Origin of the sequence: Pseudomonas koreensis (genome assembly GCF_025447595.1) — a bacterium.
GTDB lineage: Bacteria > Pseudomonadota > Gammaproteobacteria > Pseudomonadales > Pseudomonadaceae > Aquipseudomonas > Aquipseudomonas koreensis_H.
Window position 1 is genome coordinate 31,972 of the sequence record NZ_JAOEJU010000023.1, and the last position, 26,886, is coordinate 58,857.

The 26,886-nt window shown below is 55.1% G+C and carries 29 protein-coding genes and 1 pseudogene; 16 read left to right on the forward strand and 14 right to left on the reverse strand.

Going from position 1 to position 26,886, the window contains the following annotated elements:
• Window positions 1-50: 50 nt before the first annotated feature.
• On the reverse strand, window positions 51-908 hold the full coding sequence (locus N8H71_RS23205) for an SDR family oxidoreductase (protein WP_262195811.1): 858 nt from the start codon (window positions 906-908) through the stop codon (window positions 51-53).
• Window positions 909-1,581: 673 nt separating this feature from the next.
• On the opposite strand from N8H71_RS23205, the gene N8H71_RS23210 reads away from it, so the two are divergent.
• Window positions 1,582-1,869, forward strand: a complete 288-nt coding sequence (locus N8H71_RS23210; RefSeq protein WP_262195812.1) for a hypothetical protein — start codon at window positions 1,582-1,584, stop codon at window positions 1,867-1,869.
• 39 nt (window positions 1,870-1,908) lie between these two features.
• Here the strand turns inward: N8H71_RS23210 and N8H71_RS23215 are convergent, their stop codons facing one another.
• The 3 genes from N8H71_RS23215 to N8H71_RS23225 all read right to left on the reverse strand — a co-directional run bounded on the left by N8H71_RS23215 (window position 1,909) and on the right by N8H71_RS23225 (window position 3,256).
• Window positions 1,909-2,145, reverse strand: a complete 237-nt coding sequence (locus N8H71_RS23215; RefSeq protein ID WP_085709511.1) for a hypothetical protein — start codon at window positions 2,143-2,145, stop codon at window positions 1,909-1,911.
• Window positions 2,146-2,407: 262 nt separating this feature from the next.
• Complete coding sequence (locus N8H71_RS23220; protein WP_262195813.1) at window positions 2,408-2,656, reverse strand: DUF6555 family protein; 249 nt, start codon at window positions 2,654-2,656, stop codon at window positions 2,408-2,410.
• 414 nt (window positions 2,657-3,070) lie between these two features.
• Window positions 3,071-3,256 carry a hypothetical protein gene (locus tag N8H71_RS23225; RefSeq protein WP_085709513.1) on the reverse strand — a complete coding sequence of 62 codons (186 nt, stop codon included), beginning with the start codon at window positions 3,254-3,256 and terminating at the stop codon, window positions 3,071-3,073.
• A 794-nt stretch (window positions 3,257-4,050) separates the two neighbouring features.
• Between N8H71_RS23225 and N8H71_RS23230 the strand changes: the two genes are divergently transcribed.
• Complete coding sequence (locus tag N8H71_RS23230) at window positions 4,051-4,269, forward strand: hypothetical protein (protein ID WP_085709514.1); 219 nt, start codon at window positions 4,051-4,053, stop codon at window positions 4,267-4,269.
• 240 nt (window positions 4,270-4,509) lie between these two features.
• Here N8H71_RS23230 and N8H71_RS23235 read toward each other — a convergent pair whose 3' ends face one another.
• Window positions 4,510-5,034, reverse strand: a complete 525-nt coding sequence (locus N8H71_RS23235; RefSeq protein WP_262195863.1) for a hypothetical protein — start codon at window positions 5,032-5,034, stop codon at window positions 4,510-4,512.
• 190 nt (window positions 5,035-5,224) lie between these two features.
• Here N8H71_RS23235 and N8H71_RS23240 point away from each other — a divergent pair, with 190 nt between their 5' ends.
• From N8H71_RS23240 to cydB, 8 genes are all read left to right on the forward strand, one after another.
• The gene (locus N8H71_RS23240) at window positions 5,225-6,595 is read left to right on the forward strand and encodes an iron-containing redox enzyme family protein (protein WP_262195814.1); all 1,371 of its coding nucleotides are present in this window, start codon (window positions 5,225-5,227) and stop codon (window positions 6,593-6,595) included.
• A 16-nt stretch (window positions 6,596-6,611) separates the two neighbouring features.
• Complete coding sequence (locus N8H71_RS23245) at window positions 6,612-7,550, forward strand: class I SAM-dependent methyltransferase (protein WP_262195815.1); 939 nt, start codon at window positions 6,612-6,614, stop codon at window positions 7,548-7,550.
• A gap of 119 nt (window positions 7,551-7,669) precedes the next feature.
• Window positions 7,670-7,894, forward strand: coding sequence for a hypothetical protein (locus tag N8H71_RS23250; RefSeq protein ID WP_262195816.1), 225 nt, complete (start codon window positions 7,670-7,672; stop codon window positions 7,892-7,894).
• A 188-nt stretch (window positions 7,895-8,082) separates the two neighbouring features.
• The gene (locus N8H71_RS23255; RefSeq protein ID WP_262195817.1) at window positions 8,083-9,207 is read left to right on the forward strand and encodes a sensor histidine kinase; all 1,125 of its coding nucleotides are present in this window, start codon (window positions 8,083-8,085) and stop codon (window positions 9,205-9,207) included.
• A gap of 410 nt (window positions 9,208-9,617) precedes the next feature.
• Window positions 9,618-9,866 (forward strand): DUF6555 family protein, encoded by a 249-nt coding sequence (locus N8H71_RS23260; protein WP_262195818.1) that lies wholly within the window; start codon window positions 9,618-9,620, stop codon window positions 9,864-9,866.
• A gap of 651 nt (window positions 9,867-10,517) precedes the next feature.
• Window positions 10,518-10,895 (forward strand): Rho termination factor N-terminal domain-containing protein, encoded by a 378-nt coding sequence (locus tag N8H71_RS23265; RefSeq protein ID WP_262195819.1) that lies wholly within the window; start codon window positions 10,518-10,520, stop codon window positions 10,893-10,895.
• Between the two features lie 321 nt (window positions 10,896-11,216).
• On the forward strand, window positions 11,217-12,590 hold the full coding sequence (locus N8H71_RS23270) for a cytochrome ubiquinol oxidase subunit I (RefSeq protein ID WP_262195820.1): 1,374 nt from the start codon (window positions 11,217-11,219) through the stop codon (window positions 12,588-12,590).
• 15 nt (window positions 12,591-12,605) lie between these two features.
• A complete protein-coding gene (cydB, locus tag N8H71_RS23275; protein ID WP_262195821.1) occupies window positions 12,606-13,607 on the forward strand; it encodes a cytochrome d ubiquinol oxidase subunit II in 1,002 nt (333 codons plus the stop codon).
• On the opposite strand, the gene N8H71_RS23280 is transcribed toward cydB, so the two are convergent.
• Both N8H71_RS23280 and N8H71_RS23285 read right to left on the reverse strand, forming a co-directional pair.
• The gene (locus tag N8H71_RS23280; RefSeq protein ID WP_262195822.1) at window positions 13,589-14,122 is read right to left on the reverse strand and encodes a cupin domain-containing protein; all 534 of its coding nucleotides are present in this window, start codon (window positions 14,120-14,122) and stop codon (window positions 13,589-13,591) included. The genes cydB and N8H71_RS23280 overlap by 19 nt on opposite strands.
• 50 nt (window positions 14,123-14,172) lie before the next feature.
• Window positions 14,173-14,649 (reverse strand): hemerythrin domain-containing protein, encoded by a 477-nt coding sequence (locus N8H71_RS23285; protein WP_262195823.1) that lies wholly within the window; start codon window positions 14,647-14,649, stop codon window positions 14,173-14,175.
• Between the two features lie 276 nt (window positions 14,650-14,925).
• Here N8H71_RS23285 and N8H71_RS23290 point away from each other — a divergent pair, with 276 nt between their 5' ends.
• From N8H71_RS23290 to N8H71_RS23305, 4 genes are all read left to right on the forward strand, one after another.
• The gene (locus N8H71_RS23290) at window positions 14,926-16,713 is read left to right on the forward strand and encodes a thiamine pyrophosphate-requiring protein (RefSeq protein WP_262195824.1); all 1,788 of its coding nucleotides are present in this window, start codon (window positions 14,926-14,928) and stop codon (window positions 16,711-16,713) included.
• A gap of 20 nt (window positions 16,714-16,733) precedes the next feature.
• Window positions 16,734-17,165 carry a DNA methylase gene (locus N8H71_RS23295; protein ID WP_262195825.1) on the forward strand — a complete coding sequence of 144 codons (432 nt, stop codon included), beginning with the start codon at window positions 16,734-16,736 and terminating at the stop codon, window positions 17,163-17,165.
• Window positions 17,162-17,887, forward strand: a complete 726-nt coding sequence (locus tag N8H71_RS23300) for a DUF72 domain-containing protein (RefSeq protein ID WP_262195826.1) — start codon at window positions 17,162-17,164, stop codon at window positions 17,885-17,887. The genes N8H71_RS23295 and N8H71_RS23300 overlap by 4 nt, the downstream gene beginning before the upstream one ends.
• Before the next feature lie 140 nt (window positions 17,888-18,027).
• On the forward strand, window positions 18,028-19,167 hold the full coding sequence (locus N8H71_RS23305; protein ID WP_262195827.1) for a glutathione-independent formaldehyde dehydrogenase: 1,140 nt from the start codon (window positions 18,028-18,030) through the stop codon (window positions 19,165-19,167).
• Window positions 19,168-19,262: 95 nt separating this feature from the next.
• Here the strand turns inward: N8H71_RS23305 and N8H71_RS23310 are convergent.
• From N8H71_RS23310 to N8H71_RS23320, 3 genes and pseudogenes are all read right to left on the reverse strand, one after another.
• A pseudogene (locus tag N8H71_RS23310) lies at window positions 19,263-19,418 on the reverse strand (4-hydroxy-2-oxovalerate aldolase); the annotation flags it as partial.
• Window positions 19,417-19,860 carry an antitoxin Xre/MbcA/ParS toxin-binding domain-containing protein gene (locus N8H71_RS23315; protein WP_262195828.1) on the reverse strand — a complete coding sequence of 148 codons (444 nt, stop codon included), beginning with the start codon at window positions 19,858-19,860 and terminating at the stop codon, window positions 19,417-19,419. The pseudogene N8H71_RS23310 and the gene N8H71_RS23315, both read right to left, overlap by 2 nt.
• Window positions 19,861-20,016: 156 nt before the next feature.
• A complete protein-coding gene (locus tag N8H71_RS23320; RefSeq protein ID WP_262195829.1) occupies window positions 20,017-20,301 on the reverse strand; it encodes a helix-turn-helix domain-containing protein in 285 nt (94 codons plus the stop codon).
• Between the two features lie 83 nt (window positions 20,302-20,384).
• Between N8H71_RS23320 and N8H71_RS23325 the strand changes: the two genes are divergently transcribed.
• Together N8H71_RS23325 and N8H71_RS23330 are read left to right on the forward strand one after the other, a co-directional pair.
• Window positions 20,385-20,912, forward strand: coding sequence for a hypothetical protein (locus N8H71_RS23325; protein ID WP_262195830.1), 528 nt, complete (start codon window positions 20,385-20,387; stop codon window positions 20,910-20,912).
• 70 nt (window positions 20,913-20,982) lie between these two features.
• Complete coding sequence (locus tag N8H71_RS23330; RefSeq protein ID WP_262195831.1) at window positions 20,983-21,198, forward strand: hypothetical protein; 216 nt, start codon at window positions 20,983-20,985, stop codon at window positions 21,196-21,198.
• 436 nt (window positions 21,199-21,634) lie between these two features.
• Here the strand turns inward: N8H71_RS23330 and N8H71_RS23335 are convergent, their stop codons facing one another.
• The 4 genes from N8H71_RS23335 to N8H71_RS23350 are packed head-to-tail and all read right to left on the reverse strand — an operon-like array spanning window position 21,635 to window position 26,773.
• A complete protein-coding gene (locus N8H71_RS23335; RefSeq protein ID WP_262195832.1) occupies window positions 21,635-22,063 on the reverse strand; it encodes a TetR family transcriptional regulator in 429 nt (142 codons plus the stop codon).
• Complete coding sequence (locus N8H71_RS23340; RefSeq protein WP_262195833.1) at window positions 22,060-23,949, reverse strand: integrase; 1,890 nt, start codon at window positions 23,947-23,949, stop codon at window positions 22,060-22,062. The genes N8H71_RS23335 and N8H71_RS23340 overlap by 4 nt, the downstream gene beginning before the upstream one ends.
• A complete protein-coding gene (locus tag N8H71_RS23345; protein ID WP_262195834.1) occupies window positions 23,946-25,625 on the reverse strand; it encodes a hypothetical protein in 1,680 nt (559 codons plus the stop codon). Before N8H71_RS23345 ends, N8H71_RS23340 begins: the two co-directional genes overlap by 4 nt.
• Window positions 25,625-26,773, reverse strand: a complete 1,149-nt coding sequence (locus N8H71_RS23350; RefSeq protein ID WP_262195835.1) for a tyrosine-type recombinase/integrase — start codon at window positions 26,771-26,773, stop codon at window positions 25,625-25,627. The genes N8H71_RS23345 and N8H71_RS23350 overlap by 1 nt, the downstream gene beginning before the upstream one ends.
• Window positions 26,774-26,886 lie beyond the last annotated feature (113 nt).

Here is a 26,886-nt window from a genome sequence, read left to right on the forward strand (position 1 = left end):
AGGGTGCGGGCCAACAGCCACTACACCCGTTCCCGCGAGGATGTCGACGTTCAGAGAATCGGTTTACCTCCCGTTACCCCAAATCGCGAGCCGGAAACGTAGCTCGACTCATCGCTCGCCAGTAACACATAGATCGGCGCCACTTCGACCGGTTGGCCCGGGCGGCCTAGCGGTGTTTGTTCGCCAAAATGACTCACTTCATCCGGAGGCATGGTCGAAACAATCAGCGGGGTCCAAATAGGTCCCGGCGCGACGCTATTGACGCGGATGCCTTTCTCACCAAGCAATTGTGCGAGACCCGCTGTGAAATTGGCGATGGCTCCTTTGGTCGTGGCATAAGCCAGCAAAGTCGGCTTGGGCGCATCGGAGTTTATCGAGCTGGTGTTGATGATCGAGCTGCCTGCTGACATGTGCGGAACGGCTGCCTGACAGATCCGGAACATCGCAGTGATGTTGATATCGAAAGTCCGGACCCACTCATCGTCCGAGATGTCAGCAAGGTCGTGATGAGTCATCTGGTAAGCGGCGTTATTTACCAGCACGTTGATTCGTCCAAATTGTTCGACTGTTTTACTGACGATGTCGCGGCAATGCTGCTTCTCTGCCAAATCACCCGGCAATAACACGCACTGACGACCGGCTTGCTCCACCCAGCGTGCAGTTTCCTGGGCGTCTTCATGCTCATCCAAATAGGCGAGTGCCACGTCCGCCCCTTCACGGGCAAAAGCGATGGCCACGGCCCGGCCTATGCCACTGTCCGCACCGGTAATCAACGCCACTTTGCCGGATAAGCGGCCTGAGCCTCGGTAACTTTCTTCCCCGCTATCAGGGTAGGGATCCATGGCCCGTTGCGAGCCAGGGACAGATTGCTGCTGAGGGGGAAACGGAGGGCGGGGATATGAGGGCATCTGAATAACTCCCGAGAATGGCTGGCATTGGCTCGTCTTCCCCCGGCCTAACGGTGGAGAGAGGACACTTCATGGAGTTGAGAGAAGGGCGCAGCAGTTAAAGTTGATAATTGTTTCCGTTTCCGCGACGAGTGGTCCGCGCTGACCTTCCGAAGGGCCGCTTCTGATCAAAAGCTACCTGCCGATGGGCGCACCTATCTTTCGCAGACAGGCTTGCAAGTGAGAGCCCCGCAGGTCGATTTTTCATTGCCCGCTCATCTGTTCGAACGCATTCGGTGACGCCCCTAGCTTCCAACGAATACGACCCAGTCTTTCTGGGTTTTCATTGGTGAGGTGGTTATGTTTACCGAGTCGAATTACGAAGACCACACGCAAGCTTCTGTTCCTTCCAAGCCTGAACCTGGAACAGATGAGCCGGCACTTGATCCTCAAGATCCCAACAAGTACGACCCTCTGAAGAATCCATCCGATGATCGTCCAGAGAATTGGAAGGATCCCGCGGAGCGAGTGACGCCAGAAGCGGATGAAGAGACGCCGCTATCTGACGACAGGAGATAAGAGAAGCCCGGCAGATAGCCGGGCTTTTTTACCAGCCATTCGTCAACTGCTGGGCACTCATCTTGCGGGGTGGTTTCTCACGCTTACGCAAACCCGCGAAACACGGAGAGGCATCATGAACAGTGACGAAAATGCTCTTGGTAAACAAACGCGGCGGACCGTGCTGCACACGACGGACAATCAAACCGGGCAGGCCACAACGCGCGATGAGCCCGAGGTGCCAATGCCACCCGATGACGAAGCGCCAATGGAGGAGGACATGTCCGACGTCGAGGCGGCGAATTCGGTGGCAAGCGAGCACCCTGGATCTGGTCGCGACGCTGGTACAGCGGATGCCGACGATCAGAACCGGGAAAAAGAGTCACGCAATGGACCGGCAAGTGATCCTGAAGCAGGCGCCTGAGGCGAAAGCATCCCTTCGCCCCGCGCGCGCGGGAATTGTTTACTTCTGCTTGCTGAGCTTGGCCCTTGCCTCATCCCAGGCCTTTTTACCCTCCAAAACCTTGGCGTCTGCGGCGTTTCTCGCGTTCTGAAACTTGATCATCGCTTCAGGTGATTCCGCTGCATGGGTCAACAGTTCATAGGCGATTGCATTGAGCCGATCCGCTTCTTGAAAAAGCTCATTACTGCGGTCGGTCGCTGCGTACCAGTCGGATGTAGTGATTGAGCTGCATTTCATGTGTTCCTCGTATTCGCGTCAGTTGCGCCTTGTCGATTTGAAGAGCGCCTTTGTAGGGTGGACTCTCAGGGTATTGGCGGATTCCATTCGAACTGCGGTCTGGGGGCGATCGGCTGGGCGACTCTCCAAGCGAAGTTCGACTTTCTGTCGGTGAAACACCTTACAGAGACGACAACGTCGGACAAAGGAGGTCTGCTCTGCGGTGTAGATTATTTTTGTAACGTGTGATCGGGTCGAGATTTCGGCTTCACTGTCGCGCCGTCTAGACTTCTCCCCATGTGATGGCGGCGGATGAACGCCACTTCACATCGGTGATGCCGAATCGTTCCGCCATGGGTTTTGAAAAGCGTTTGAGAGGAGGGCGCCCAGGCTTCGGTATAGGGGCAATGCCGGCGTCGCAGCTTGCCCATTGCCAAGCCTCGACGTTGTTCATCAGCTTGGTTCGAATGACGAAAGACTTCGGCACACCATAGAGGTCGTACTCAATAACATAAATATCCGTTTGGCTCACAGGTCCGCTCCTGTTGGCTGATGAGCTAGTGATATTTGTGGCGGGAAAAGATTCAAAGAATTGTCTGACAATTCATAATTGGCTGATTTGAATCACACACCTGCGTGATATTCACTCTACGCAGCGTCTCTACTTCCGCCGGGGCTTTTTCCTGGTGCCCTGATGGGGAGGCCCTGTGATGCCAAACGAATCAGATACGCGGGAGTTGGTGCTTGCGTGGAGGAGCCAGCAAGCCAGAACCTCTGTGCAGTTGCGCGGTCTTGTGCCGTGGCTGCGATTCGGATCACCTGCGGCGGTGATACTCGTCGCCAGGTGTTTCCTGAGTGTGGCGAACATCCGCAATATCACGAACCGTGGGACTGACGCCAAGCGACCAGGTCGGACGCCTGAATAGAGGAGTCCCAGCCAGCATTCCTATGCTTCGATTTGCTCGGGGCAGTTGAGTTGCTCATTCAGCTCTTGGCAATGACTCTCTGCCTGTGCAGCTTGTAGGAAGTTCTGATTGATCGCCTGGCCCGTACGGACATCGACGACACGATAATAGAAACCGTTCAAAACGCCGTTGGCGGGTCTCTTTTGCACGATGAACATTTCTTCCATGCCGGCACTCCTTTTAATCAATCTTTACACCCTAGTAGCTTGAATTTCATTTTCCAGTGAAACGGATGAGTGGGGTTTCGCTTTATCGATTACCGATCCGCACCTTACCGTGAGAGCTTGCGCCGTGGCCCAACACCTATTCCGGAACCAGCCTTTGTGATATTTCGCCGTTGAGTCTCCTGCACTCGGCTTCGGCCGCGCTGCGTGATGCATAACAGTTTCCCAGTCGACACTTATTTTCGTTGTCGTAGATATTGAAACTGAGCTGATCGATTGAGCGATAAGAGGCCGTCGCACGATACGACGGACATGACCTTAACGGATCTGCCGGAACGACCGCATATCTAAAAGTCACGGGGTGTACCTCAGTAAACGAGGCAGGTCGGATCGTTATGCGTAGCCGTCCGTTCCCTTTGAATCAACGCCAACGGTGGATATCCGATGAACAGTCGGTTGCTGATTGACCTTCACAACTCAGGCTTTCTCATGGGCAGACCAATGCTACCCAAGTCGCTGCTTGAACTGTCTGAATCGTCGAGTCCATGCAGCTCGGCCGCTATTACGGGAAGGGTGTTGGTAGACCGCTTCATCTGTCCTTCGAATTCTCAAAAAAGCGAGACAGTCTCTTGGTCGAACATTTCGAGCAATCATTCATCTGAGCCAATCCGCGGTCGTTTCAACCATAAGTGGATAGCATCAATGAATCCCGGAGAGTTTGTTAGGGTTCGAATGATTACCGCCGACCAAATGCGCGCCCCCAACTATGCTTGGTCTTTTCGGCTGGAGTCGATGCCATGTCCCACGAATACTCGTTATCCGACCTTCTGGAAAGGATGTACCAGAATCAACTCGGTCTGGAGGCTGCTCTGATGGAGCTGACTCTTCTTGTTGAACAGCAAGGCTTTACGGACGTTGGAGACAACGTTCGCAGCGCACTGTGGGGGATTGGTGAAAACGCCGGTCACATCAAGCAGGGGCTGGCCAGGCTAAAGTCGAGGAGCAAGGATAACTAAGCCGGACGAGAAGAATATTGGGAGCCGCCCGTTCTATTCGTTCCATTTGCTTACTTTCATCGCGACCGAAGGTGGACGATACGGTGCTAGCCGTTAAGAGCCCAATGTCTCACTTCTTGGAAAAAGGCCTGAGCCATGCTTTGAAGGCATTCCTGGCAATGGTTCTTCCGAGTGAAGTTTCAAAGCAAAGCCCTTTCCAAAGTATCGTTCAGCTCACCCGCTAGGAGGCAATCGCTGCAGTCAGGCAACTTGGATAAATACTCCCCAGGACCCAAGTAGGGCCCAGAATGACGCAAAAATCCATGGCGTACGGACCGAGAACAACAGTGCTTTTCGATAGCCCTTGTGCGTTGATTCGCGCTCGCAGAACAGTGGCGATTCGTCATAGGCCATACCCATCAAGGGCTCGCTACGTAACAACTCGCTCTGCTTGTAGTACCAGTGGTCGATGATGTCGTAAGCGGCGCGAATGCCGGGCCATGCATTGAGTGAACTCAATACGCCCAGTAGCGCGAGAAAGGGGGGCACGACGAGGGTGAACAGCTTGCCCCACTCTGGATTGAGATTGCCCATGCTGGAGGCGAAGGCAATGACCAGAAACGACTGAGCGGCGAGGTAGGCGTCGGTTCGATTGGCCAGGATGCTGGTCTCGTACTGGATCTCCCGGCGGTAGAAATCCAGCCGTTCTTTCGGCGAGCCGAACATCTTGGCGTTATGTTCCGTGAGCTCGCTATCACTGGTTTGACTCGTCAGTATTCTTGGCACGAGAAGCGTCCTGGTATTCGCATTCGCAGACCATTGGGAGACATAGGTCTGCGAAAGGTTCACTTTGAGCGCTGACCTGAAGTGCTCTTCACGCCATGCTTGTGCCTGCGAAAATAAAAGGAATTTTCCTTCGTGCATTTCCTCTCCTGTCTATGACGTCCGATCTGCGGTTCCTACGGGGGAGAACTTCATGACATCGATAGAGTGCCTGAGCGAAACACAAGTCGCATCTCGTGATGGGCTAACCCGATCTAATCGCGAGGTCTATGAACTGCTGCTGAAGGAAGAGCCTGAGGCAGATGCCGTTGCCTCAATGTTTCTCCAGCGACACCTGGCAAGTACCAACACCATTGCCAATGAATTGCCGGAAGATCCGGAACAATTGTATGCATGGTCGCAAAGCCGTTGCGCCGCCGTTGCTGAACAATATGCGTCCTATCTCGGGTCACGTCGGATTGAGGCAGGGCGCCAGTATTTCCAGAACAAATCCCATGCCCTGTACTTTTTGCAGCATGTCGGCCCAACGAAACTGGTCGATGGCGCCTGGTTGGCGGGGGTGCTGCAACACGTGCAGGACATACGCTTCGATCACTTGCTGGAGATTTATCTCGAGGAGTTGGGTGATGGCGTGCCGAGCCAGAACCATGTCCGGATCTACCGTCAGCTACTGACCGTGCATGCCTGCGACGATCTGTCTGGCCTGGGTAATGAATGCTTTCTGCAAGGCGCGATCCAATTGGCGCTGGGCCGTTGCGCCGATTCAATGCTGCCGGAGGTCATAGGCTACAACCTCGGCTATGAGCAACTGCCGTTACACCTGCTGATCAGCGCCTACGAACTGCATGAACTGGGCATCGACCCACATTACTTCCGCCTGCATGTGACCATCGATAATGCCAGCACGGGGCATGCTCATCGCGCGGTCCAGGCGCTGCACGACCTCTTGCCGCCGGGGGAACAGCGGGCCGCGTTCTACAGGCGTGTAACCCAGGGCTATCGCTTAAACGATCTTGGGGCAGGCTCGGCAACCGTCATTCAGGCTTTCGACCTGCAGCGCGAAGTAATGACAATGCTGGAACGCAAAGCCGTGTTCGGCCGACATATGCATTCCGACTACTGCCGGATCGAAAATCGCACCGTCAATCAATGGCTGGCCACTCCAGGGCAGATGGCGGCCTTTCTTGATGCATTGATCCGTAAAGGCTGGATCAAACGGGGTGAGGATCCAGTCGAAAGCCGTTTCTGGCAGTTGATCGACGGTAGCCCTGCTGTGATGTTCGGTGTGTTCAGTAGTTACGAAAAGCAACTGATGCATGACTGGATCGCCGACGGGTGGCAGAGCGCTAAACAACGCGCGCGAGAGCCAGTCAAGGCCGTCGTTGAACTGGCTGAAGCAGTCAGTGATAGCGAAACCCAAGCCTTGCAGAGGACTCTGCAAACGCAGTCACCGGTTGAACAGATGAAAACCTTGATCCCATGGCTCGCACCGCAGCGGCATTGGCGTCCGGCAGGGCTTTTTGCCACCCGCCGCTTCATTGAGCTGCGCAAAGTCATTCGCTGAATATTCAGGAGGCCTCATGTCGGTACAGCAGCGAGTTGACCGTGAATTGATCGAGCTGGGTTTGCGCTTGCAGCAGGACGGTTACCGATTCACCACCCCGACACCGTTGACGCATGAGAGGGTCTTGCAACGGGCGGATAGGTGCCTGGCCAAGGATCCGCGTGATGTTTTTGGTTGGTCGATGCCCTTCGATCAAGGGCTTTTCGGCACCGAACGATTTCAGGCACTGGAATGCGCGGGAATTCTCGAACAACAAGACGGGCTTTGGCGTAGCACCGTTCGCTGGTCATCGTTGAATGATTTGCTGTTCGTTCACTCGTCTTTTCCAACCATACAAAATGACGCAGTGTTTTTTGGGCCGGACACCTATCGATTTGCCCGGGCTATCAATGCCTACCTGCAACAGCGCGCGACACCAGTCAAACATGCGGTAGACATCGGCTGTGGCGCCGGCGTCGGCGCGGTACTGATTGCCCAAGCTTATCCGCAGGCTCAGGTGATCGCGGTGGACATCAATCCGCAAGCGCTGCGGCTGACAGCGGTCAACGCTGAACTGGCCGGCACGGATAATATTGCCATTTACCACAGTGATCTGCTGGCCAGTGTCGAAGGGCGGTTCGACCTAGTGGTGGCCAATCCTCCATACATGAACGACCAACAGCAGCGCGCCTACCGCCACGGCGGTGGTGCCTTGGGTGAAGCGCTGTCGGTACGTATTGTGCGCGAGGCGCTGCCACGACTAAGTCAGGGGGGGACGCTTCTGCTTTACACCGGCGTTGCCATGGTCGCTGGCGAGGATCCTTTTCTGGCGATGATCGGATCAATGCTGGGCAGTGACTTCAGTTGGACTTATGTTGAACTCGATCCGGATGTCTTTGGAGAAGAACTTCTAAAACCCGAATATGAAAAGGTCGAGCGCATCGCGGTAACGCTGCTAACGGTCAGTCGAAACTAAACGAGACTGAGTGGTCAGCCGAGCAGCAACCCTCCTCAGGAAACCGCTAGTCGCTCAATGGGAACGTGGAGAAAGTGCCACCGTCAACTGGAAATACAAGCTCAAGAGGTCACCTCTAAATGTTCGCCGAGAAAAAGAAAAAAGCACTGACGGAGTGGCTGCAACTGGCACGAAATCCCGAGCCTCAAATGTCGATTGAGGAACAGTATGACGAGCTCCTAAAGATGGCTGACGAAATGGAAGAAGCAGGGCTCGTTTCAGCCATGGAGTGGAGACAGCTGATCCGAGACGCTGGCACCATTTTTGACTACGAGAGAGATAGATTTGAGAGCGAAATGAACTGAGCGGCCGCATTCGGCCATAAGCGATCATCCAGATATTCAGCGTCCACAATCTTCCTTTGAGCCACTAGATATTGTGGCTCATCACGCTTAGACACATCCGGTCTAGTCGTATCTTTATCTATTAACCTCAGTGTCCTAGGCTTGCAGATGCGCCTCCGAGCGTGACCTTTCAGCAGCGGGAGAACGGCATGAGGCTTTCGACGTTCATTTTTTTGAACATGGAGTCGATCTTCGTTGAGTGGGAGCATTTCGCTCGGACGGTGGTCACTCCTGTGCCAATTTCGGATCAGAAAGGCCTCAGAAATCACGCTCAGCAGATTCTTCATCGCGTTGCATCGGACATGCGTAAGTTTCAGACAGAGCAGGAGCAGATCGATAAATCGCAGGGCCGAGCGCCACCAGAAGATGAAGAGACACCAGCGCAAACTCACGCCGTACTGCGATTGATGGACGGCTTCACGCTTGACCAGATGGTTTCGGAATATCGTGCGCTGCGTTCAACGGTACTAAGGCTTTGGTTGGCTGAAGTGTTTTCGGGTGAAAGTCACCAGTTGCAGGACATGATCCGTTTTAATGAAGCGATAGATCAGGCATTGGTTGAGTCCATTGCTTCCTATGGTCGAGCCGTCGAGACCACGCGAAAAATGGTATTGGGCGTACTTGGTCATGATTTGCGCAGCCCTCTGGGTGCCATCATGATGTCCGCGGATTTGCTTCAACGGTCCAGCGAAAACACCGATCGGCGTTCGCACCTGTCGACCCAAATTGGCGTCAGCGTGCGTCGGGCCAATCAGATTGTTGATGACCTGCTGGATCTTGCGCGGTCCAACCTCGGTAATGGAATTCCGGTAAACAAGCAGCAGATTGACCTTAGTGCCGTTTGCCAATCCATTCTGGCTGAGGTCGCCGCTCGCTTCCCCGATACTGAAATAGCGCTGACTGACGCCGCCACCGTTGTAGGTCAATTCGATCCGCTGCGGATAGAACAGGCATTTTCCAACTTGGTGAACAATGCTGTTCAGCATGGTGACCGTCAGCAGCCTATTCGAGCATCACTGAAAAAATCTGCAAGAGAAGTGCATTTCACGGTGCAAAATTTTGGTGATCCCATCCCCGCAAGCGCAATGCCTTTTCTGTTCACGCCAGAAGGGCGTTACTCTTCGTTTGCCGAGAACGAAAACGGGCCGTCAGCGGGCTTGGGGCTAGGACTGTTTATCGCCGCAGAAGTCGTGAAAGGTCACGGCGGAGAAATAGGTGTCGAGTCATCATTAGAGCTGGGTACGACGTTCACTGTGACGCTTCCTCTTGCCTGATGTAGGCAGCACACAGGTCGTGCACGTTTTAATGCTTAATCTCACCAAGTAACCCGCTCATCGACGTGAGTTGTCACTACCCGCTGCCGCGTGGAGATCTTCCCAGGGTTTCATTCCAGTATGGACGTTTGGGCAAGTGGGCGCATGCTCAAAGGCAGCACCTTTATCGCGTTCGGCTTGAGAAGCACCACATCCCCTGCAAACCACCACCCCGTTTCGCAGCGTCCAGCGTTGGCTCCACGAAACAAGCATGTCAGCTGTCGACATAGGATTGCTCCGAAATCTGTACAGTATCCTGAGGTTTGTACAATAAATTTGGCGTTTGTTTCAACGATGTCAATTGGTCAGCAAATGTTCTGAATTATTTGCATGCTCCCATGATCCTTTGCTTATGAGCATAGGAGAGTGTCGTGAGCAAAGTCAGTTCGTGGATAGTTGAATACAAGTGTCATGGCATTCCCACGTCTTTCGTAATTCGTGCCGGCGAAATGAGTAATGCACATGCTTGGCACTGGGCGTGCTGTGATGCAGGAGTCGCTCCGATACCCAAACCCGGCAAACCACCGTTGAAGCGCATGTCCAAGCCAATGGCTGAGCGCTTCGGGGTCACAGATGTCCTCTGGCGAGAACCTGCTCCACTCGTGTGGGACGAGGTTTAGAACATGAAGCATCCATTGACCAGGCAAAACGCTGACCGTAGCTGGGATGCGGAAATGGCACTCAACACGCAGTGTTTCGTGATGCGGATATCTTGGATGACGCTGCGTATCTGATCATCGACGCCGGCACAACCAGTAGCGAAATCTGGCAGCGGTTTTCTCAAGCCAAAGCTTTAGCTGATGAGAAAAGGAATGCTGCGTATCAAGACTGGATACGTATCAAACGGCAGATGGTGGACTGATTGATATTGGCAGCGTGCGGTCTGTTTTTTCTGTGCGAGCGCATGACGGTCAATGACAGCCTCATGCATTGGTTGGGGATGGGTGGGCCACGATTGGTCGGTTAGCGACCGTCGAACATTTGTATATCCACTCCAACGAAAAAAACAAACCTTTGACCCGTCTCGGACTCCACCCTATAGCGACACTGACGTCATGCAGCCTCCAGAGTAAACCAATGAATACTCTATTCCTAAAGCAGATCAGCTTATCCCTCGCCTCGGGTAAGGCTGCGTTGCCAATAATAGCGGCGTCCTCGCCTGGGGCCGCCTATGCCTGAAATCATCTGTTATCAATGGCACATGCTCACGCCTCTGTGAGCGTAGCGATGATGCATGGAAAAACCGGTCAATCGAGAGGAGGTCAACCATCATGCCGCGTGGAGATAAAGACAAGTACACCGACAAGCAGAAGCGTAAGGCCGAGCATATCGAGGAGAGCTACGAGGCCAAGGGCGTTTCAAAGGATGAATCTGAGGCACGCGCCTGGGCCACAGTCAACAAGCAGTCCGGCGGCGGGGAACGCAAGGGTGGCTCTGGACAAAAGACCAGCGAGTCAATCAAGAAGAAGGCCCGGAAGTCTTCTGGCAAACGTGCCGCCGCCACTCGCAAGGGGGAGCCGCGGCCCAATCAGCAACTGGAAGATATGACCAAAGCCGAACTCATGGACCGAGCACGCAAGCATCACATCGCGGGGCGCTCGACCATGCGCAAAAGCGAACTTGTCGAAGCTTTGCACAAAGTCGGCTGAGCCTGAAAGAGAGAGCGTCGCGTGCAGAGAGGGAGTGACCCGGTGGACAAGAGTGTGGATCACTTCGGCCGAATCGACATCTTATGCTTATGCCACAGAGTCCCCTTCACTGCATTTACTCAACGGCTGAATACTAAAACCGGAAAGCGTAGGGTTATTTGAAACGAGTAGGGTGAGCGGCGCGAATGGGCCTGACATCCCGTAGCTCTTTTCAGGATAAGGTCGAGATATTGGAATCATCGGGCCGCTGAACAGGTCAACCGGCAAATGCATCAGCGGACGCCTTCATGCTCATTTCAGCCCATACCCTCGGCAAGTTTCATGAACGCGATTGATAGCGCCCTGATGGTCGCGCGGGCGCAGTTTGCGATCACTATCAGTTTCCATATCGTCCTGGCGGCGCTGACCATCGGTCTGGCGAGTTTCCTGATGGTGCTTGAGGCCCTGTGGTTACGCAGCGGCAGGGCTGTGTATCTGGATGTCTACCGCTACTGGCTGAAAATCTTCGCGCTCAATGTGGCGGTGGGCACGGCGTCGGGGCTGATTCTGGAGTACCAGTTCGGGCTCAACTGGTCGCGCTTGTCGACGCAGGCGGGCGATATCATCGGCCCCTTGATGTTCTACGAGGTGCTGGCGGCTTTTTTCCTCGAGGCCGGTTTTCTGGGAGTCATGCTGTTCGGCTTGAACAAGGTTGGCCCGCGTCTGCATTTCTTCGCCACCTGCGCCGTTGCGGCGGGCTCTTTGATCAGTGCTTTCTGGATTCTGTCGGCCAATTCGTGGATGCAGACACCCGCCGGTTACTCGATAGCTGCCGATGGTCGGTTCATTGCCCGGGACTGGTGGGCGATCATCTTCAATCCGTCCTTTCCATACCGGTTCGCGCACATGACCCTGGCCACGCTGCTGGGTACGGCCACGCTGCTGGCCGGGGCCAGCGCCTGGCAGTTACTGCATGCACCCGAGAATCCAAGGGCCCGGCTGACCTATTCTATGGCGCTCTGGGCACTTGCAGTGCTGATCCCGGTGCAGATCGTGGTCGGTGATCTGCATGGCGAACACAGCCTCGAGTACCAGCCGCAAAAGGTCGCCGCCATCGAGGGCACATGGACGCGTCCACCCGAGGGCGCGGGCGAGCCGTTGCGTCTGTTCGCAATCCCTGACATGGACCAGCGGCGTAATCATTGGGAGGTGGCGATCCCGCGCATTGCGTCCTTGTATTTGCACCACGACTTGAGCAGCACGATCCCGGCGCTCGATGAATTTCCGGCGCAGGACATCCCGCCGGTGCCGGCCGTGTTTTTTGCCTTTCGGGCGATGGTCGGTCTGGGCCTGTTGATGCTGGGGCAGGGCGTCATCAGCCTGGTACTGCGTTGGCGCGGTCGCTTGTACGCGGCGCGCTGGATGCTTCGAGTCAGTGTCTGGATGGCGCCGGCGGGAATGCTGGCGATGCTCTGCGGCTGGGTGGTCACCGAAGTGGGGCGTCAGCCGTTCACCGTCTATGGTCTGTTGCGCACGGCCGACAGCCTTTCGTTCGTGTCCCGGGCGCAGGTCGTCAGCGCCACGTGGACCATTTTGCTGTTCTATCTGGCGACTTTCGGGATCGGTCTGTGGGTGCTGCTGCGCCTGTTGCGCCAGCCGCCCTGCGAGCACGAAGAAGGGCCGCAACCTGCTCTCGCTCGGGAAACCGGCAAATGATGAGGCTAGAAGCGCATGTTCGGTACTGAATGGCTGACACTACTCTGCGCGGCAGCAGTCGGGTTCTCCGTGCTGAACTATGTGCTGCTGGACGGCACGGATCTGGGCACGGGCATCCTGATGGGCGTGACTCGCAGCCGTCAGCACCGCCGGGCCATGGCCGTGAGTATCCTGCCGATCTGGGATGCCAACGAAACCTGGCTGGTGCTCGGCGGCGGTGGCTTGCTTGCCATGTTCCCCAAGGCTTACGCCATTCTGCTGCCGGCGCTGTACCTGCCGTTCATTCTGATGTTTCTGGCGTTGATTGTCCGGGCGATGGCGCTGGAGTTTCGCGATCATGCGCCCGATTACCGCATCAAACGCGGGGTGGATGGGTTATTGATGCTCGGTTCGGTCGTAGCTGGCGGCTGTCAGGGAATCGTGCTGGGCACGCTGGTACAAGGTGTGCCCGAACAAAATGGCCAATACAGCGGCAGCGGTTGGGAGTGGCTGGCCCCGTTCCCGTTGTTTTGCGGCGCGGTGCTGGTGATCGGCTACACATGGCTGGGCGCAGGCTGGCTGTATTGGCGATGCGAAGGCGAACTTCAAATCCGCGCGCGGCGGCAGGCAAAGTGGTTGGCCATGCTGACCGTGGCCTTGCTGATCATTCTGGTTGTATGGACATTGACCCTTCACACGCAATATGCGCGACGCCTGGGAAATCCACTGGTTTGGCTACCGACAATGGCGACCCTGACGCTGTTGCTGGCCAGATTCCGGGCGGCCTTCGCAACACGACGCGACTATCTGCCCCTTTTCGCTACCCTGGGCATTTTCGTCCTGGCATTCGCCTTGATGCTTGTCGCCCTGTTTCCGCTGATCATCCCGCCGCAATTGACCTTGCAGGCTGCTGCGTCGAGCCAGGTCAGTCAGGTGTTCATGCTAACGGGGTTCGCGGTGCTGATTCCGGTGACGCTGTTTTACAACACCTACAGTTTTCGGGTGTTCAGCGGCAAGATTCATCCCGCCGAAGATTGACTCGTCCAATATTCGGTCAACGCTCCAGAGGGGCCCTGAACAGGGTCGGTGGCGGGGAATGGCAGTGTTTCGATCTGCTGCAACTGAGCTTCGCTGGGCGATTTCCGGCGAATGTCCGGATGCTGGCCGGGCGGGTAGGCGCCGACCACCAGAAAATCGTCGCTGGCATTCAGGCTGCAATGGCCGGTGCCTGCCGGCAACAACAGGACATCGCCCGCGCTGACCATGAGTATCTGCCCGTCCGGGCCGCCGATCATCAAGCGAGCCTCGCCGCGGGCGATGCCAAGCACCTCATGGCCTTGGGTATGGTAGTGGTGATAGTCAAAGACAGTGGAGCGCCACTGTGGCGGCCAACCGTTGTCGGCAAAGGTTTTCTCGAATGCCGACGCTGGATCTTCACCCTGGATGGCAATGACACCGGAATACACCAACACTGGCAGACGCGGATTGTTCGGCACCCAGCCATTGCGCGGTAGCAACAAGGCGTGCACCGAATCGGATTCAGCTCGGGTCATGATTGTTCTCCCGAAAAAGGGCCTGATCATCCATCAGGCCCTGTGGCTGGTCATGCCGCCATATGGCTGGCGGCCCATTCCTTTTTACAGGCGCTTTTCATGGCTTCCATCTGCTCGCCAAGTTCATCAAGCCGGGCTTTGCCGAGCAGCTTCCTGGCTTGAGGAAACATCTCTTTCTCCTCTTCCTCGATGTGGTGTTCCAGCAGCTCCCTGACGACTTTTACCCGGCCTGCGAATTCCGGGGTGCCGGGATCGGTTTCCTTGAGGTCGGGCAATACGAGTGAATCTACGGTGCGATGTTCTTCCTTGGCCTCGTAATACATCACGTCCTGTTCCTTGCTGCCCGCTGCCTTGAAGGCCGGGTAGAGGATTTCCTCTTCAAGGCGGGTATGGATGGTGATTTCCATCTCCAGCTTGTCCAGAAGCTCTGTCCGTTTCTTGGTGGCCCGTTCGGTGGAATCGCTCAACTGGCCCAGGATGCCTTTCACTTTTTCATGGTCAGCTTTCAGAAGATCGATGGCGTTCATTTTGGCTGTCTCCGGTTAAAGGATTGCGGCTGAATCATTGTTATGTGCTCAGGAGTCGTCGCATTTCACGTGCCATTTCCATCGCGGATAAAAATGTCTTTAAAATCAGCGAGATGACGCTCGATCAACCTGTAAGCCGGATTGCACTCTGCAAGATTCACCCTTTACCAGCCTTGCAATCAGCCCATGCGTCACATGGGCTCGACATCCACACGAACTTCGCCGTCCGCCGGACTGTCCAGTCCTTTACATGCACTGAATGAAGGCGGAAACGACATGACGATGACCGTAGGAGATTTTCTGGTCGAGCGACTGAGCGAGTGGGGCGTGACACGGATTTTTGGTTATCCGGGCGATGGCATCAATGGCGTTTTCGGTGCACTGAGCCGGGCCCAGGGCAAGATCGAATTCATTCAGGCGCGGCACGAAGAAATGGCCGCGTTCATGGCCTCGGCGCATGCCAAGTTCACGGGTGAGCTGGGGGTGTGCATCGCCACCTCGGGCCCCGGTGCCTCGCACCTGATCACGGGGCTCTACGACGCGCGCATGGATCACGTACCCGTGCTGGCCATCGTGGGTCAACAGGCGCGCGCGTCACTCGGCGGACACTATCAGCAGGAGCTCGACCTGCTGTCGATGTTCAAGGATGTGGCCGGTGCCTTCGTGCAACAGGCGTCAGCCCCGGCACAGGTTCGCCACTTGATCGACAGGGCGGTACGCACGGCTGTCGGTGAGCGGCGCGTGACGGCGATCATCCTGCCCAACGACTTGCAGGACATCGAATATGAACCCCCGGGACGAACCCATGGCACCGTGCATTCCGGAGTGGGTTATACAAAACCGAAAGTCGTGCCTTATGACGCGGATCTGCAACGCGCCGCCGAGGTGCTGAACGCAGGCGAAAAAGTGGCGATTCTGGTGGGCGCCGGTGCGTTGCAGGCAACCGACCAGGTCATCGCTGTGGCGGAAAAACTCGGTGCCGGTGTCGCCAAGGCGCTTCTCGGTAAAGCGGTACTGCCGGACGAATTGCCTTGGGTCACGGGCAGCATCGGTTTGTTGGGCACCGAACCCAGCTACAAGCTGATGACTGAATGCGACACCTTGCTGATGATCGGCTCGGGTTTTCCATATTCTGAGTTTCTGCCAAAGGAAGGCCAGGCACGCGGGGTGCAGATCGATTTGCAACCCGACATGCTCAGCCTGCGCTACCCCATGGAAGTCAATCTGGTGGGCGACGCCGGGGAGACCCTCGCCGCACTGTTGCCGTTGCTCGAGCACAAAACTTCACGCAAATGGCGCAAAAAGGTCGAAGGCTGGCGAGCTTCCTGGGAGAAAACCCTGGAAAAACGCGCCATGGCCAAGGCCGATCCCGTCAATCCGCAACGGGTGGTATTCGAACTGTCACCACGCCTGCCGGAGCTTTCGATCATCACCAGCGATTCCGGCTCTTGCGCCAACTGGTACGCCCGCGATCTGAAAGTGCGGCGCGGGATGAAGTGTTCCTTGTCCGGCGGCCTGGCTTCGATGGGCGCTGCCGTGCCTTATGCGATTGCGGCCAAATTCGCTTTCCCGGAGCGTCCGGTGATCGCGCTAGTGGGGGATGGCGCGATGCAGATGAACAACATGGCGGAGCTGATCACCGTGGCCAAATATTGGCGGCAATGGGCAAGTCCCAAATGGATCTGCGCCGTCTTCAACAATGAAGACCTCAATCAGGTGACTTGGGAACAACGCGTCATGGAGGGGGATCCGAAGTTCGAAGCGTCGCAAAGCATTCCCGATGTTCCTTATCACCTGTTCGCCATTTCCATTGGTTTGAAAGGCATCTTCGTCGATCGCGAAGAGGACGTAGCCGCTGCGTGGGAGCAGGCGCTGGCTTCGGATGGTCCCGTGCTGATCGAGTTCAAGACCGACCCCAACGTTCCACCGCTTCCACCGCACATCAAACTTGAGCAGGCGAAGAAGTTCGCCACCACGTTGCTCAAGGGGGATCCGGACGAAGCGGGGATTGTCGTGCAAACCGCCAAACAGGTGTTGGGGGCTGTGCTTCCACGCAAAAAGTGAGTTCAGTCAGGAGCAGCCTCATGCCCAAATTGATCAGTGCACAGGATCTGCAGATTGATCTTGTGACAGCCAACGAGCAGGGGCTGTTCAAGTGGCTGATCGCCAGTTTCCTGATGGGAAAACGTATCCAGGCCGGGATCGCGGCGGAGGCTTACCGCGTTATCGTTGAGCGACATGGTTGCGATACGCCACGCAAGCTTGCTCATCGCTCGCACCGAGAACTGGTACGAATGCTCGGAGAAGCTCACTACGTGAGATACGACGAATCAACGGCATCGCGCCTGTTGGAACTTGCCGGAAAACTCAACGATGAGTACGCAGGCAAGGTATTGAACATGCTGAAGGCGAATCCCGATCGTCAAGAGTTCGAAAAACGCCTGTCTGCCTATGATGGAGTCGGACCAAAGACCGTCGAGATCTTCATGCGCGAAGCGGGCAGGGTACTGTTTTGAATCATTCGCGCATTTACATCGGTTGCGCGGGATGGAGCATAGGGCGTGATTTTGCTGCGCAGTTTCCTGCCCAAGGCACGCACCTGCAACGCTACGCCCTTAAGTTGACAGGCGTTGAAGTCAACAGCTCTTTTTACCGCCCACATCGTAGAACGACGTACGAACGCTGGGCGCAGTCCGTACCTCGGGATTTTCGTTTCAGTGTGAAAATACCGAAACGCATCACCCATGATTTACGCTTGGCCGGATGTGAAGCCGAAGTCGAGACTTTCCTTGAGCAGTGCTCCGGGTTGGGCGAACGTCTAGGGTGTCTGCTGGTTCAACTTCCCCCGTCGCTGGCCTTTGAACAAACGGTCACAGAGCACTTCTTCAGAATGCTGAGGGAGAGGTGTTCTGAGCCCATCGTATTGGAGCCACGCCACGAATCGTGGGTGAACGCGAGGCAGTTGTTAGCAAGATATCAAATCGCACAAGCGGCGGTCGATCCCTCGCGAATCAGCACCGACAGAACGCCCCAAGGAGCATCAGTCGTAAAGTATTGGCGCCTGCACGGCTCTCCAAGGATTTACCACAGTCCCTACGGTCCTGATTACCTGGAAGCGCTTGCGACTCAACTGCAAACGGTTCAAACCGAAAGCCTCTGGTGCATCTTCGATAACACCGCAAACGGTGTGGCGCTGGCAGATGCGCTGGCGCTGTTAGGTCTGCTTGACAGTAATTAATTCAGACTTTCTGGCAAAAACCTCTTCATATCGCCACTCGTCACTTCAGCCCTTCAAATGTTTGAACATCCCTTTGCCTGTCTCTGACAGATAAGACTGAGCAAACGAAATTTCACTTCGTTTGCCAACGGGAGAACACCATGAAAGCCATCGTCTATAACGGCCCGCGTGACGTCAGAGTGCAAAACGTTGCCGACGCGAAAATTGAAAAGCCGACCGATGTCCTGGTTCGGATCACGACGACCAATATCTGTGGTTCTGATCTGCATATGTACGAAGGGCGGACTTCAATGGAAACCGGCCGAGTTTTCGGACACGAGAATCTGGGTGAAGTCATTGAAGTGGGTGCGGCCGTGGAGCGGGTGAAGGTGGGGGATCGAGTCTGCCTTCCCTTCAACATCGGTTGCGGTTTCTGTGAGAACTGCGAGAGGGGCCTGACCGGTTTCTGCCTCACGGCCAACCCCGGCAGTGCCGGTGCTGCCTATGGTTTTGCCGATATGGGGCCGTATCAAGGAGGGCAGGCAGAACTGCTTCGTGTGCCTTACGCTGACTTCAACTGCCTGGTTCTCCCCGAAGATGCCCAGGAGCGGGAAGACGATTACGTGATGCTGTCCGACATTTTTCCCACCGGCTGGCACGCCACTGAGCTGGCTGGCCTGCTGCCGGGCGAAAGTATCGCCATTTATGGTGCTGGCCCGGTCGGTTTGATGGCCGCTCACTCAGCGATGATCAAAGGGGCGTCGCAAGTCTTTGTCGTCGACAATCACCCTGACCGGTTGAAACTCGCCGCCCAGATCGGCGCAACGCCAATCAACTCGGTGGAGAAAGAGGCTGTGGATCAGATTTTGAATCTGACCCATGGCAAAGGCACGGATCGTGGCTGCGAATGTGTTGGCTATCAGTGTTGTGACCGACATGGCCATGAAGCCAATCACCTGACCATGAACAATCTGGTTGCTTCCACCAAGGCCACGGGCGGAATCGGTGTGGTCGGCGTGTTCGTACCGCAAGATCCAGGGGCCGAAAACGAACTCGCCAAAGAAGGCAAGATGGCCTTTGACTTTGGCGCTTTCTGGTTCAAGGGCCAACAGATCAAAACCGGCCAGGCCAATGTCAAAGCCTACAACCGTCGATTGGCAGAGCTCATTCATCACGGCCGCGCCAATCCCGCCCAGATTATCTCTCATCGCTTGACACTTGCCGAAGGCCCTGAGGCCTACAAACATTTTGATGACCGGGACAACGGCTGGACCAAGGTCGTACTGAAACCGGGCGCGTAATTTTGCTCATACGCAGAGACGCTAAGCTAACTCGACAGGGCGCCTCGGACAATACTGGATTTAGAGGCGCCTTTCATTCCGGGAGTGTCGCATAGCTAACGCTTGAGCATATCCAGCGCAGCGTCAGCGATCAGGTCTTCCTGACTACCGACCATACAACGCCTGCACCGTTCTACCAGCGTCTTGAGGCCGCACCTGGCGGCGGCAATTTCGACATGACGCAAGAAGCCTGAATAGACGCCGGCGTAATCAAAATGCATCTGCGATCTCCATCAGCATTTCCTCAACTAAGCGAGTGCCTTGAAAGGTGGAGAGCATTGCAAATGGAACCCTTCCTGAAAAGCGCTCCTTCGGCTTTGAGAGCCAACGCCTCGCCTTGTTCTCGTTGCCGAAGATCGCAATGGTCGAGGCTGTGACGTGAGCGAACCGGAAAACGCGATCGCTTTCACGCAACGAGAGCCGCTGACGAGTCGCCATTCTAGTTTTAAGAACTCTAAGAGAGATTATCTGGTTGAGCTCAGATGGGCCGATTGCTCCAAGGTTGCAAAGCGTTACGACGCAATCGGGTAAGAACCCAGCCTCAATGTAATCGTGAATATCCTGATCTGAAGCGTCAATCGGGATATTAAGAAGCAGTCCCAACCGCCGCCGATACTCCCGATAAGTAGCTTCACGCATCACGCCAGTAATCATGGTGAGGCCCCCTTCGGAATGTAGCGATTGTTGTATAGCACAGAGTAGTTTTACTGGCTGGCACTTTCGGATCAGCCCGAATGCCACCGGTTCAACTAAAGTCGCCTGACAGCTGAAGTGAAGAGGGTAGTCAACGGCAGGTAGCACGCGCCTCAATCAGCCTTTTTCGGCCGCGTTGTACTCGCCGCGAATACGTTCAAGCAGTGAGTCTAAATCCGATTCTGGCTCGAGGATCAAAAAACTCTCAACCAGGAGGGTGAGAGGGTGTACACCCATCCGTTGAGCAAGCTCGGATGCCTTTTCTAAGGTCACGTTTTTTAGGCCTCGCTCAAGTGTACTCAGGTACGTCCTGCTGCTGACGATTCCGAAGTCTTCTTGGGTCAAACCACGGCGAATCCGCGCGCTACGTAACGCGATGGCAAATGCTTCCCTGAGTTCCATTTTGCTTATCCACAAAAGGAACGATGAAGCCTTTTTGAACTCTATAGGGCTACAATCTATAGTGTTCATTTTTGGAGAGCGTTATGTCTGCACTTCAGAACAGCGTCCGTCATCCTTCGACGACGTGTGACGAGCACATTCCTTCTACGATAGTGCTTGTGGCCGTCGCTAACGTTGCCCAGCCAGAGGAGGGGGTAGGGATAATCAAACGTTACTCAGGCCAAGATTTGATTGACCTATTCCACGAAGTGGATCGTCCTGATTCAAATAAAGCTATCGTGGGCGTCCAGTTAGCCATACCTCCTGAACTGAATGGCACTTCGCGATGGATCGCTGAAGCCATTATTGATTTTGCGCGAGTCAAGCTTTTTAGTGCGGATGCGCAGGGTGTGGATACATATGCGTATCGATTGGCAACAAATGCTGTTTATAGAGACAGCGCTAAGGTCGAGCCCTCAGATATTTTTGAGTGGAGATCCCTCTACGAGTTATCCCGTGCAGACGGTGTCTCTGACCCAGAGCTGGCTGTCCATCAGACCTGGCTATCAACCGTCATTACTCGAATGGTGAATGCTGTAAATCTGTCAGTAGAAACGGCGGAGTATCAGTAGACGCTGTGAATACATACACCGTAACTAATACCCGGACTCGATTATTCCTATTGGTCGGACTGAGGGCACGATGAAAGGAAGACGTAAAATCAAAGAGCTTAAGTGGATCCTGCGGACGCAGATCGAAGCAGAAGCTAAGAGCTTGATGGCAAATCGTTCAAAAAAAGCAAAGCATAGATTCTTAGATGCAGTTACGCCATTGGTGATTGATCAGGAGCCCACTGGACGGTTGGCAGGATCTGCACAAATTGCTACTGCCGGATCCAGTACTCAGTGCGAGTTCTGACTCGCTATCAAAGAGCTTGCATTATCAAGGAGGCCTCCAGCCCAAGCTGATTTCCGCACATCCTTTCCAGTTCGTTCGACGAGTGATTACTCATCTATCTGTCGCCTGACTTTACTTCGGCGTGCTTGCTGATCGCGAATTAATTCATGGATGATACGCAGGCTGCAGTGTGGATGCTGGCCAACTGCGCAATGGGTTGTGTTGCTCAATACACGCCATACTCGATGCGACCCAGATGTTCTCTGACCCGCCGATAGCCATAGTCATCTGTCACAACGCTGCAGGGCGATTCAGCGACTACCGCGATGAACAACACCAAAAGTTTACTCATGCAACGCCAGATGGCGCTCGCTGGTTATTGCCGTAATCCAGATTGAGCAGTCCAAGCAACAAGTCGATAGGGGTAAGGAGAACCAAGCAGAAAAATGGAATCTACCTATCCCTGCTGTTTCCTTGAGGCCAGATCGACCACTTTGCTGTCATTCATCTTAGCTTTGAGAACACGATTCTCGTCCATCAGTACTTCGTTGATGGAAGCAAGGCTGGCGAGATTGGCCTGCAGCTTTTCGATTTCCTGACGGTACGCTGCGGATTTTTTGCGTTCCACAATTAAGTCCTGTTGTTTCCCATCACGCATGGCACGACTAGAGCGACCTTGGACTTCCCGGATAGCCTCGGCAATCTGCGGATAATGGTTGTGAATTAGTGCTGTCGATACACCGGCCTCGCGCGCAACTGCCGCGATGGTAATCTTGGATTCTCCGGTGCGGGTGCGACCCTTTTGGATACGGAGGAGGGCCAGCCTCAGATCCTTTTCTCGATCCTCGGCACGCTTGTAGTTGGTCGCCTTATCTTTGGGTTTCATGCGATTAGAGTCTCCAGGTCCATTCCCAACTGTGCCAGTACGTCACGACAGCGATTTAGGTTGCGCTCAACTCGTTGTCGGCCGCCTTCGCCAATATCTGTGCAATGCAGCAGTCCTTTCAGATCATCGTAGAGTCGTTGGTAAATGGGCGCATGTTCGAGTTCAATCACGGCATGATTGCAGCCGCCGCAGCGGGTGCGTTCAAGGGAGTTGCCTACGCAACCGTCATTGTCCGCCGTGCACCAGGCGTGGCCGTTGCTGCGGATAGCAGTACTCTCACTAATGGACTTCAGCATCGAGGCATGATCCTTGAAAATCAGCAGGTTCTGGGGCTCTCGCTGCCACTTTTTCAGCGCGTTGCCATAGCCACCGGCCAGGGAGGCGTCACCTAGCCATTTGTCCACGACGCCGAGTTTTATGTCTTCCACCTCTCCCTGAATATCGTCGTAGAGTTCAAGGTCCAGGTGTTGTCCCCAGGTATTATCCATGGCGTAGCGCAACGTCATGTCCAACGACCAGTGCGCGAAATGCTCCTTGAGGTAGCGCAGGTCGCCGAAACGGCTGTGTGCGGCGTAGTTGGCGAACTTGCGGCGGAACTGATGGGTAGTGAGATTCCAACTCAGACCGCAATCCTTCGCGAATGCTTTGAGGCGCCCATTCCAATTTTTGTTGCTAAGCGTGCGTACCAGATTATTTTTTCGATCTACAGCGAGAAAGAGCGCACGGCGGTGTTTCTGTGCCTCCGCTATCTGTGGATCATATGGGTTGGCGCGTCTCCGCTGCATGATTTCGGCAGCAAGCTTGGCCTGATAGGGCGCGGCCCAGCGCTCTATCACGCGCAGGGCGCGCACAGCGGCTTCGGGGATCATCCAGTCATGCACACCAGTATCGGTTTTTTCCGAACGAGAGCGCATCCAGTGGTATGTAGTGCCTTCATCGTCCTCGGTGCGTTGGTGTGCGCCTGACTGTAGGTTGGTCAGCTCGTGATTGCGACAGCCGGAGGTGCTGGCCACGATGATATAACAAGAAGTCCGCAGATCGAGTAATGCCTTAGTAAATGAGTTCAGACCGCCCTCCCAACCGAGAGCGCCAAGTTGAGCATTCATAGCGACATAGACGGCACTGGTAGGTTGTCCTTTTCGGTGCGTAGTTAGAACATCCAATGCATCGCGGAGGTCAAGCAGGTACTGACCACGTTCAACTTGCTGGTAGGCTCGCTCGAACAGAATGCAGAACACATCATCGGGGATCAGATGCGTTTTACTGTCGCAATTAAATCCACGGCCGGTGAGCCCGGCCAATGCCGCTGCTGACGTCTCCGGCCATGGATGCGCCGGCATCTGGTCGTCGGTGTATTGACTGAGTTCATAGAGCGCTTCGACGGCTTTGAAACGGGTGCTTATTGCACCTTGCGAAAGTGGCTTGCCCTTGGATACCTTGGTTTGTAGATACGCCTTGCTTGCGTTCACATAGGTCCCGCAGACCATGGGGGTCGCCGCGTAAATGTGATCAAGCTTAAGCGCCTGCAAATGGCTTAAGAATGGCTGTGCATCGTGGAATAAGCGTCTCAGAGAGCCGCCTTTGGGACGAACTCCGCCTCTGAGGCCGCGTCGTAGATAGCGGTACAACATTGCCTTCATCACTTCTTGGAATGCCGACGGTATTTTGTTGAAGTCCAGCCGTTTCTTGCTCATCTCCACGTTGCTGGCACACCTATCGAGTTGCCAAATATTATCGCCGTAGCGGCTAAGGATGACCCACTTTCCATCGATCTGAGTAGTACTGACAATTAGGCTGTCGCGCTCGGATCCAGAGAGCCCCCGCACATCACCTGGTTGGGCTGAAAAGATGGCGCAGGTTGTTGCCACCAGCGTGTGCTCGCTCATGAAAAAGTCTCTAGATTGTCAATCAGATCAACTGACCAGAACGGATGCGGCAGAATGCGGGCACGCTCGCGGGCGGCCTCCACGACGGTTGTCTTGAACGTGCCGCGACGAACTCCCTCGGCAATGATGAAGTGGTCTATTAAGCGGGGGATATGAGCGTACTCTCGTGTCCAGCGCCACTTATCCATACGCGAGCGCTCGGTCAGTACTCGGAAGTAGAAACTGAACAGTTTATACAGATCGTCGGCGGTCACCGCATAGTGATTGCACCGCAGGCAATTCATGAAGTTCATGCAGGTCGCACCTTCGCGCTTCGGGGCGTACTGGCCGTTCACCGGGTCGGCGCAGCGGCCCAAGGGCGTATTTTTATAGGTCGCTCCAATGGTTTGGGTTAGTAGCTCCTGCACCAGTAATTCGCCCATGAACTGCCAGTTGCGACGGGCAACTTCATCGGGCGCCAAGTAGTTTTGGTCGGTTACCCGCAAGGTATTGCCTAGTGCTGCGGCAGTGGTTACCAAATCGCCATCGGCCAGCTCGAAGATGCGGTTGGCAAAGGTCTTGCGCAGTCGTGAGATATTAATGCGCAGTGGCTTTCCGTCGTTGTCTGTCAGGTTATAGCGAGCTACAAAGTTGATTGCTGCCTTCTCCAACGACACATGAGTCAGCGCATTGACTTCGCCGGCGTTTCTTCTGGAACTAGAGCGATACAGCCACACGCGGCCCTTGTAGTCGACCGGTGCCTCTGCATCCAGAGGCTCGGTAAGCGTCATCACGCGGCGGATGAGCCGTTCGAGGTTTGTTCTCACGCTCGGGGTGGATTCCAAAAGGCGTTCGGCGTCTGACGCAGCGCGAAGGGCCACCTTGCTGGAGTTGTAGCCGCGCCGTTTCCATAACACCAAGAACACGGTGTCGTCCTTAGGGTGGGAGCGCAGGCAATCTCGACCCATTTCCAGGAGTGGAGTGGTATTGCGTCCAGTGTGCAGTGCCACGACCAGCAGGATAAGGCTTAGGAGGTAACCGGTCACGGTTACATCGTCATCCCAAATTGGCTTGATGGCCTGTCTCAGCGCCACCGTTAAAGCTCGCTTCTCGCGCTTGGACAGCGCCGTCTCGCCTTTGGACTTGCGGTTGATGTTCGGAAAGGGATTATCCGGGAAGGTAGCGGCATCGCCGGAGGTGACTAGGTGGACCACTCCACGCAGCCCCAAGGCGAGAAGAACGGACTTAGTCTTTGAGTACGTGCTTTTCTGACAGGTAGTTGCCACACCTATCCCGGCAAGATGGACAAGATAACCGTCGATCAGGTCGCGGGTTATATCGGCCAAGGTCAATTCTCGGCCAAAGGCCGTCGCGTGCAGCACGCAATAGTCCAGAAAAGAGCCCAATCCTTGCCTGCAGTAAGCAGTCACCGTGCTCGTCGCGACGACGGCATCCCCTTCTGAGAGAAAGCGTTCGATCTGGCACTGGCAAGCATGGGTGATGGGATCAATGTCAACACCATACCAGCGGGCAAAGTCGAAGTTACGCGCTGAAGTGGCGTTCCGTCCGAACGCGATCTTGGTATTAGTTCGCGGGATTACCTCTGGCAGAATCACCACTTTACCTGCTATATCGTGACTGTGCTCGGCTTGCGAGACACTGAGGTCAGTCTTAGTAAATACCTTGCGCTTGCCCATCAAACTGTCCCTGCAAGGGCGTACAATTCATCGTCATAAGCCAGCACTGCTTTGTCGGCCATTTCATTCACTAGGTGCAGGTACACCATGGTTGTCTGAATTGAACTGTGGCCAAGTTGTCGCTGAACAAAGACCAAAGGCTCTAGTCCACTCTCAGCGGTACGCTGGAGGCTGACTAGGGTTTGGGTGGCATATGTGTGCCGGAGCATGTGCGCATGGACCTTGATTCCAGCCCGCTTGCCGATCTCGCTAATGATCCGGTTGAGGCTCTTGCCATTGTCACCATAGGGTTCACCCGACTGGTTAAGGAGCAAGGTTTTTGGTGGCGTTTTGCTTGGCGATACACGCTCGCCGCGGATTTTCGTCACATATCGGTAGAGTTCAGCCATAAACTTGCAACTGACGTAAATATCCCGTGACTTGCTGCCTTTAGTCACCATACCACTGCCGTCGAATGGATCTAGCCGAAGGCGGAGGTTGCGTTCGGCTCGTCCAGCCTTATGTGGGTCAAGAATATATGCCAGCGGGAAGGCGGCGATTTCCTCGCGGCGTAGCCCTGTATGTAACGCTAGGCGAATCATCATCCTGTGGTGAGGGTTTTCCGCTGCGGCTAGGAGAGACTTGATCTCGGCCATGCTTAGAAACTTGGGCAGGACCTTGCGGCAACGCGGCATCACATCGTTTGCCATATTCTTGCCGCCACTGGCATCGACGTGCGCAAGGAATCTTGATTCACGGCTCACCGTACGTTCTTCAAAGCTGAAGGGCAGGCGGTTCACCCAGCCCTCCTTCAGGGCGTATTTGTAGAACTTGCAGATGTAACTCAGGCGCTGGCGAGTGGTGTTTGGTCCCAACTCGCATGTCACCAGACAGTAGTCTCGATAGGCAGCCACAAGGCTCTTTGCCTCACCCCGATCAACGTCGCGCCAATTCATCTCATGGGCTTGGAGAAAGCTGAAGAAATCGTAAAGGGCGCGTCCAGCACTGGGCCAGGATCGATCAGAGCCGATTTCCCCACGAAGCAGGTAGTGACGAAAGAACTGATTGGCCGGGACGCAACTCTCCATCGAGTCCCAAAGCAGAATAGGAAATTTCGGATAGGGTTGCCCAGCAATCACAAAATCTTGAGTAGCCCTCACAAGCTCCATCAAACATCCCCTGCATTGACTAGACCCCCAATCCCTTAAGTCTGCTTTTACAGATTAAGGGGCATTAAATTGCCCCTTAATCACCAGCGCAGGCTATGAGTTCGAAAGGGGTT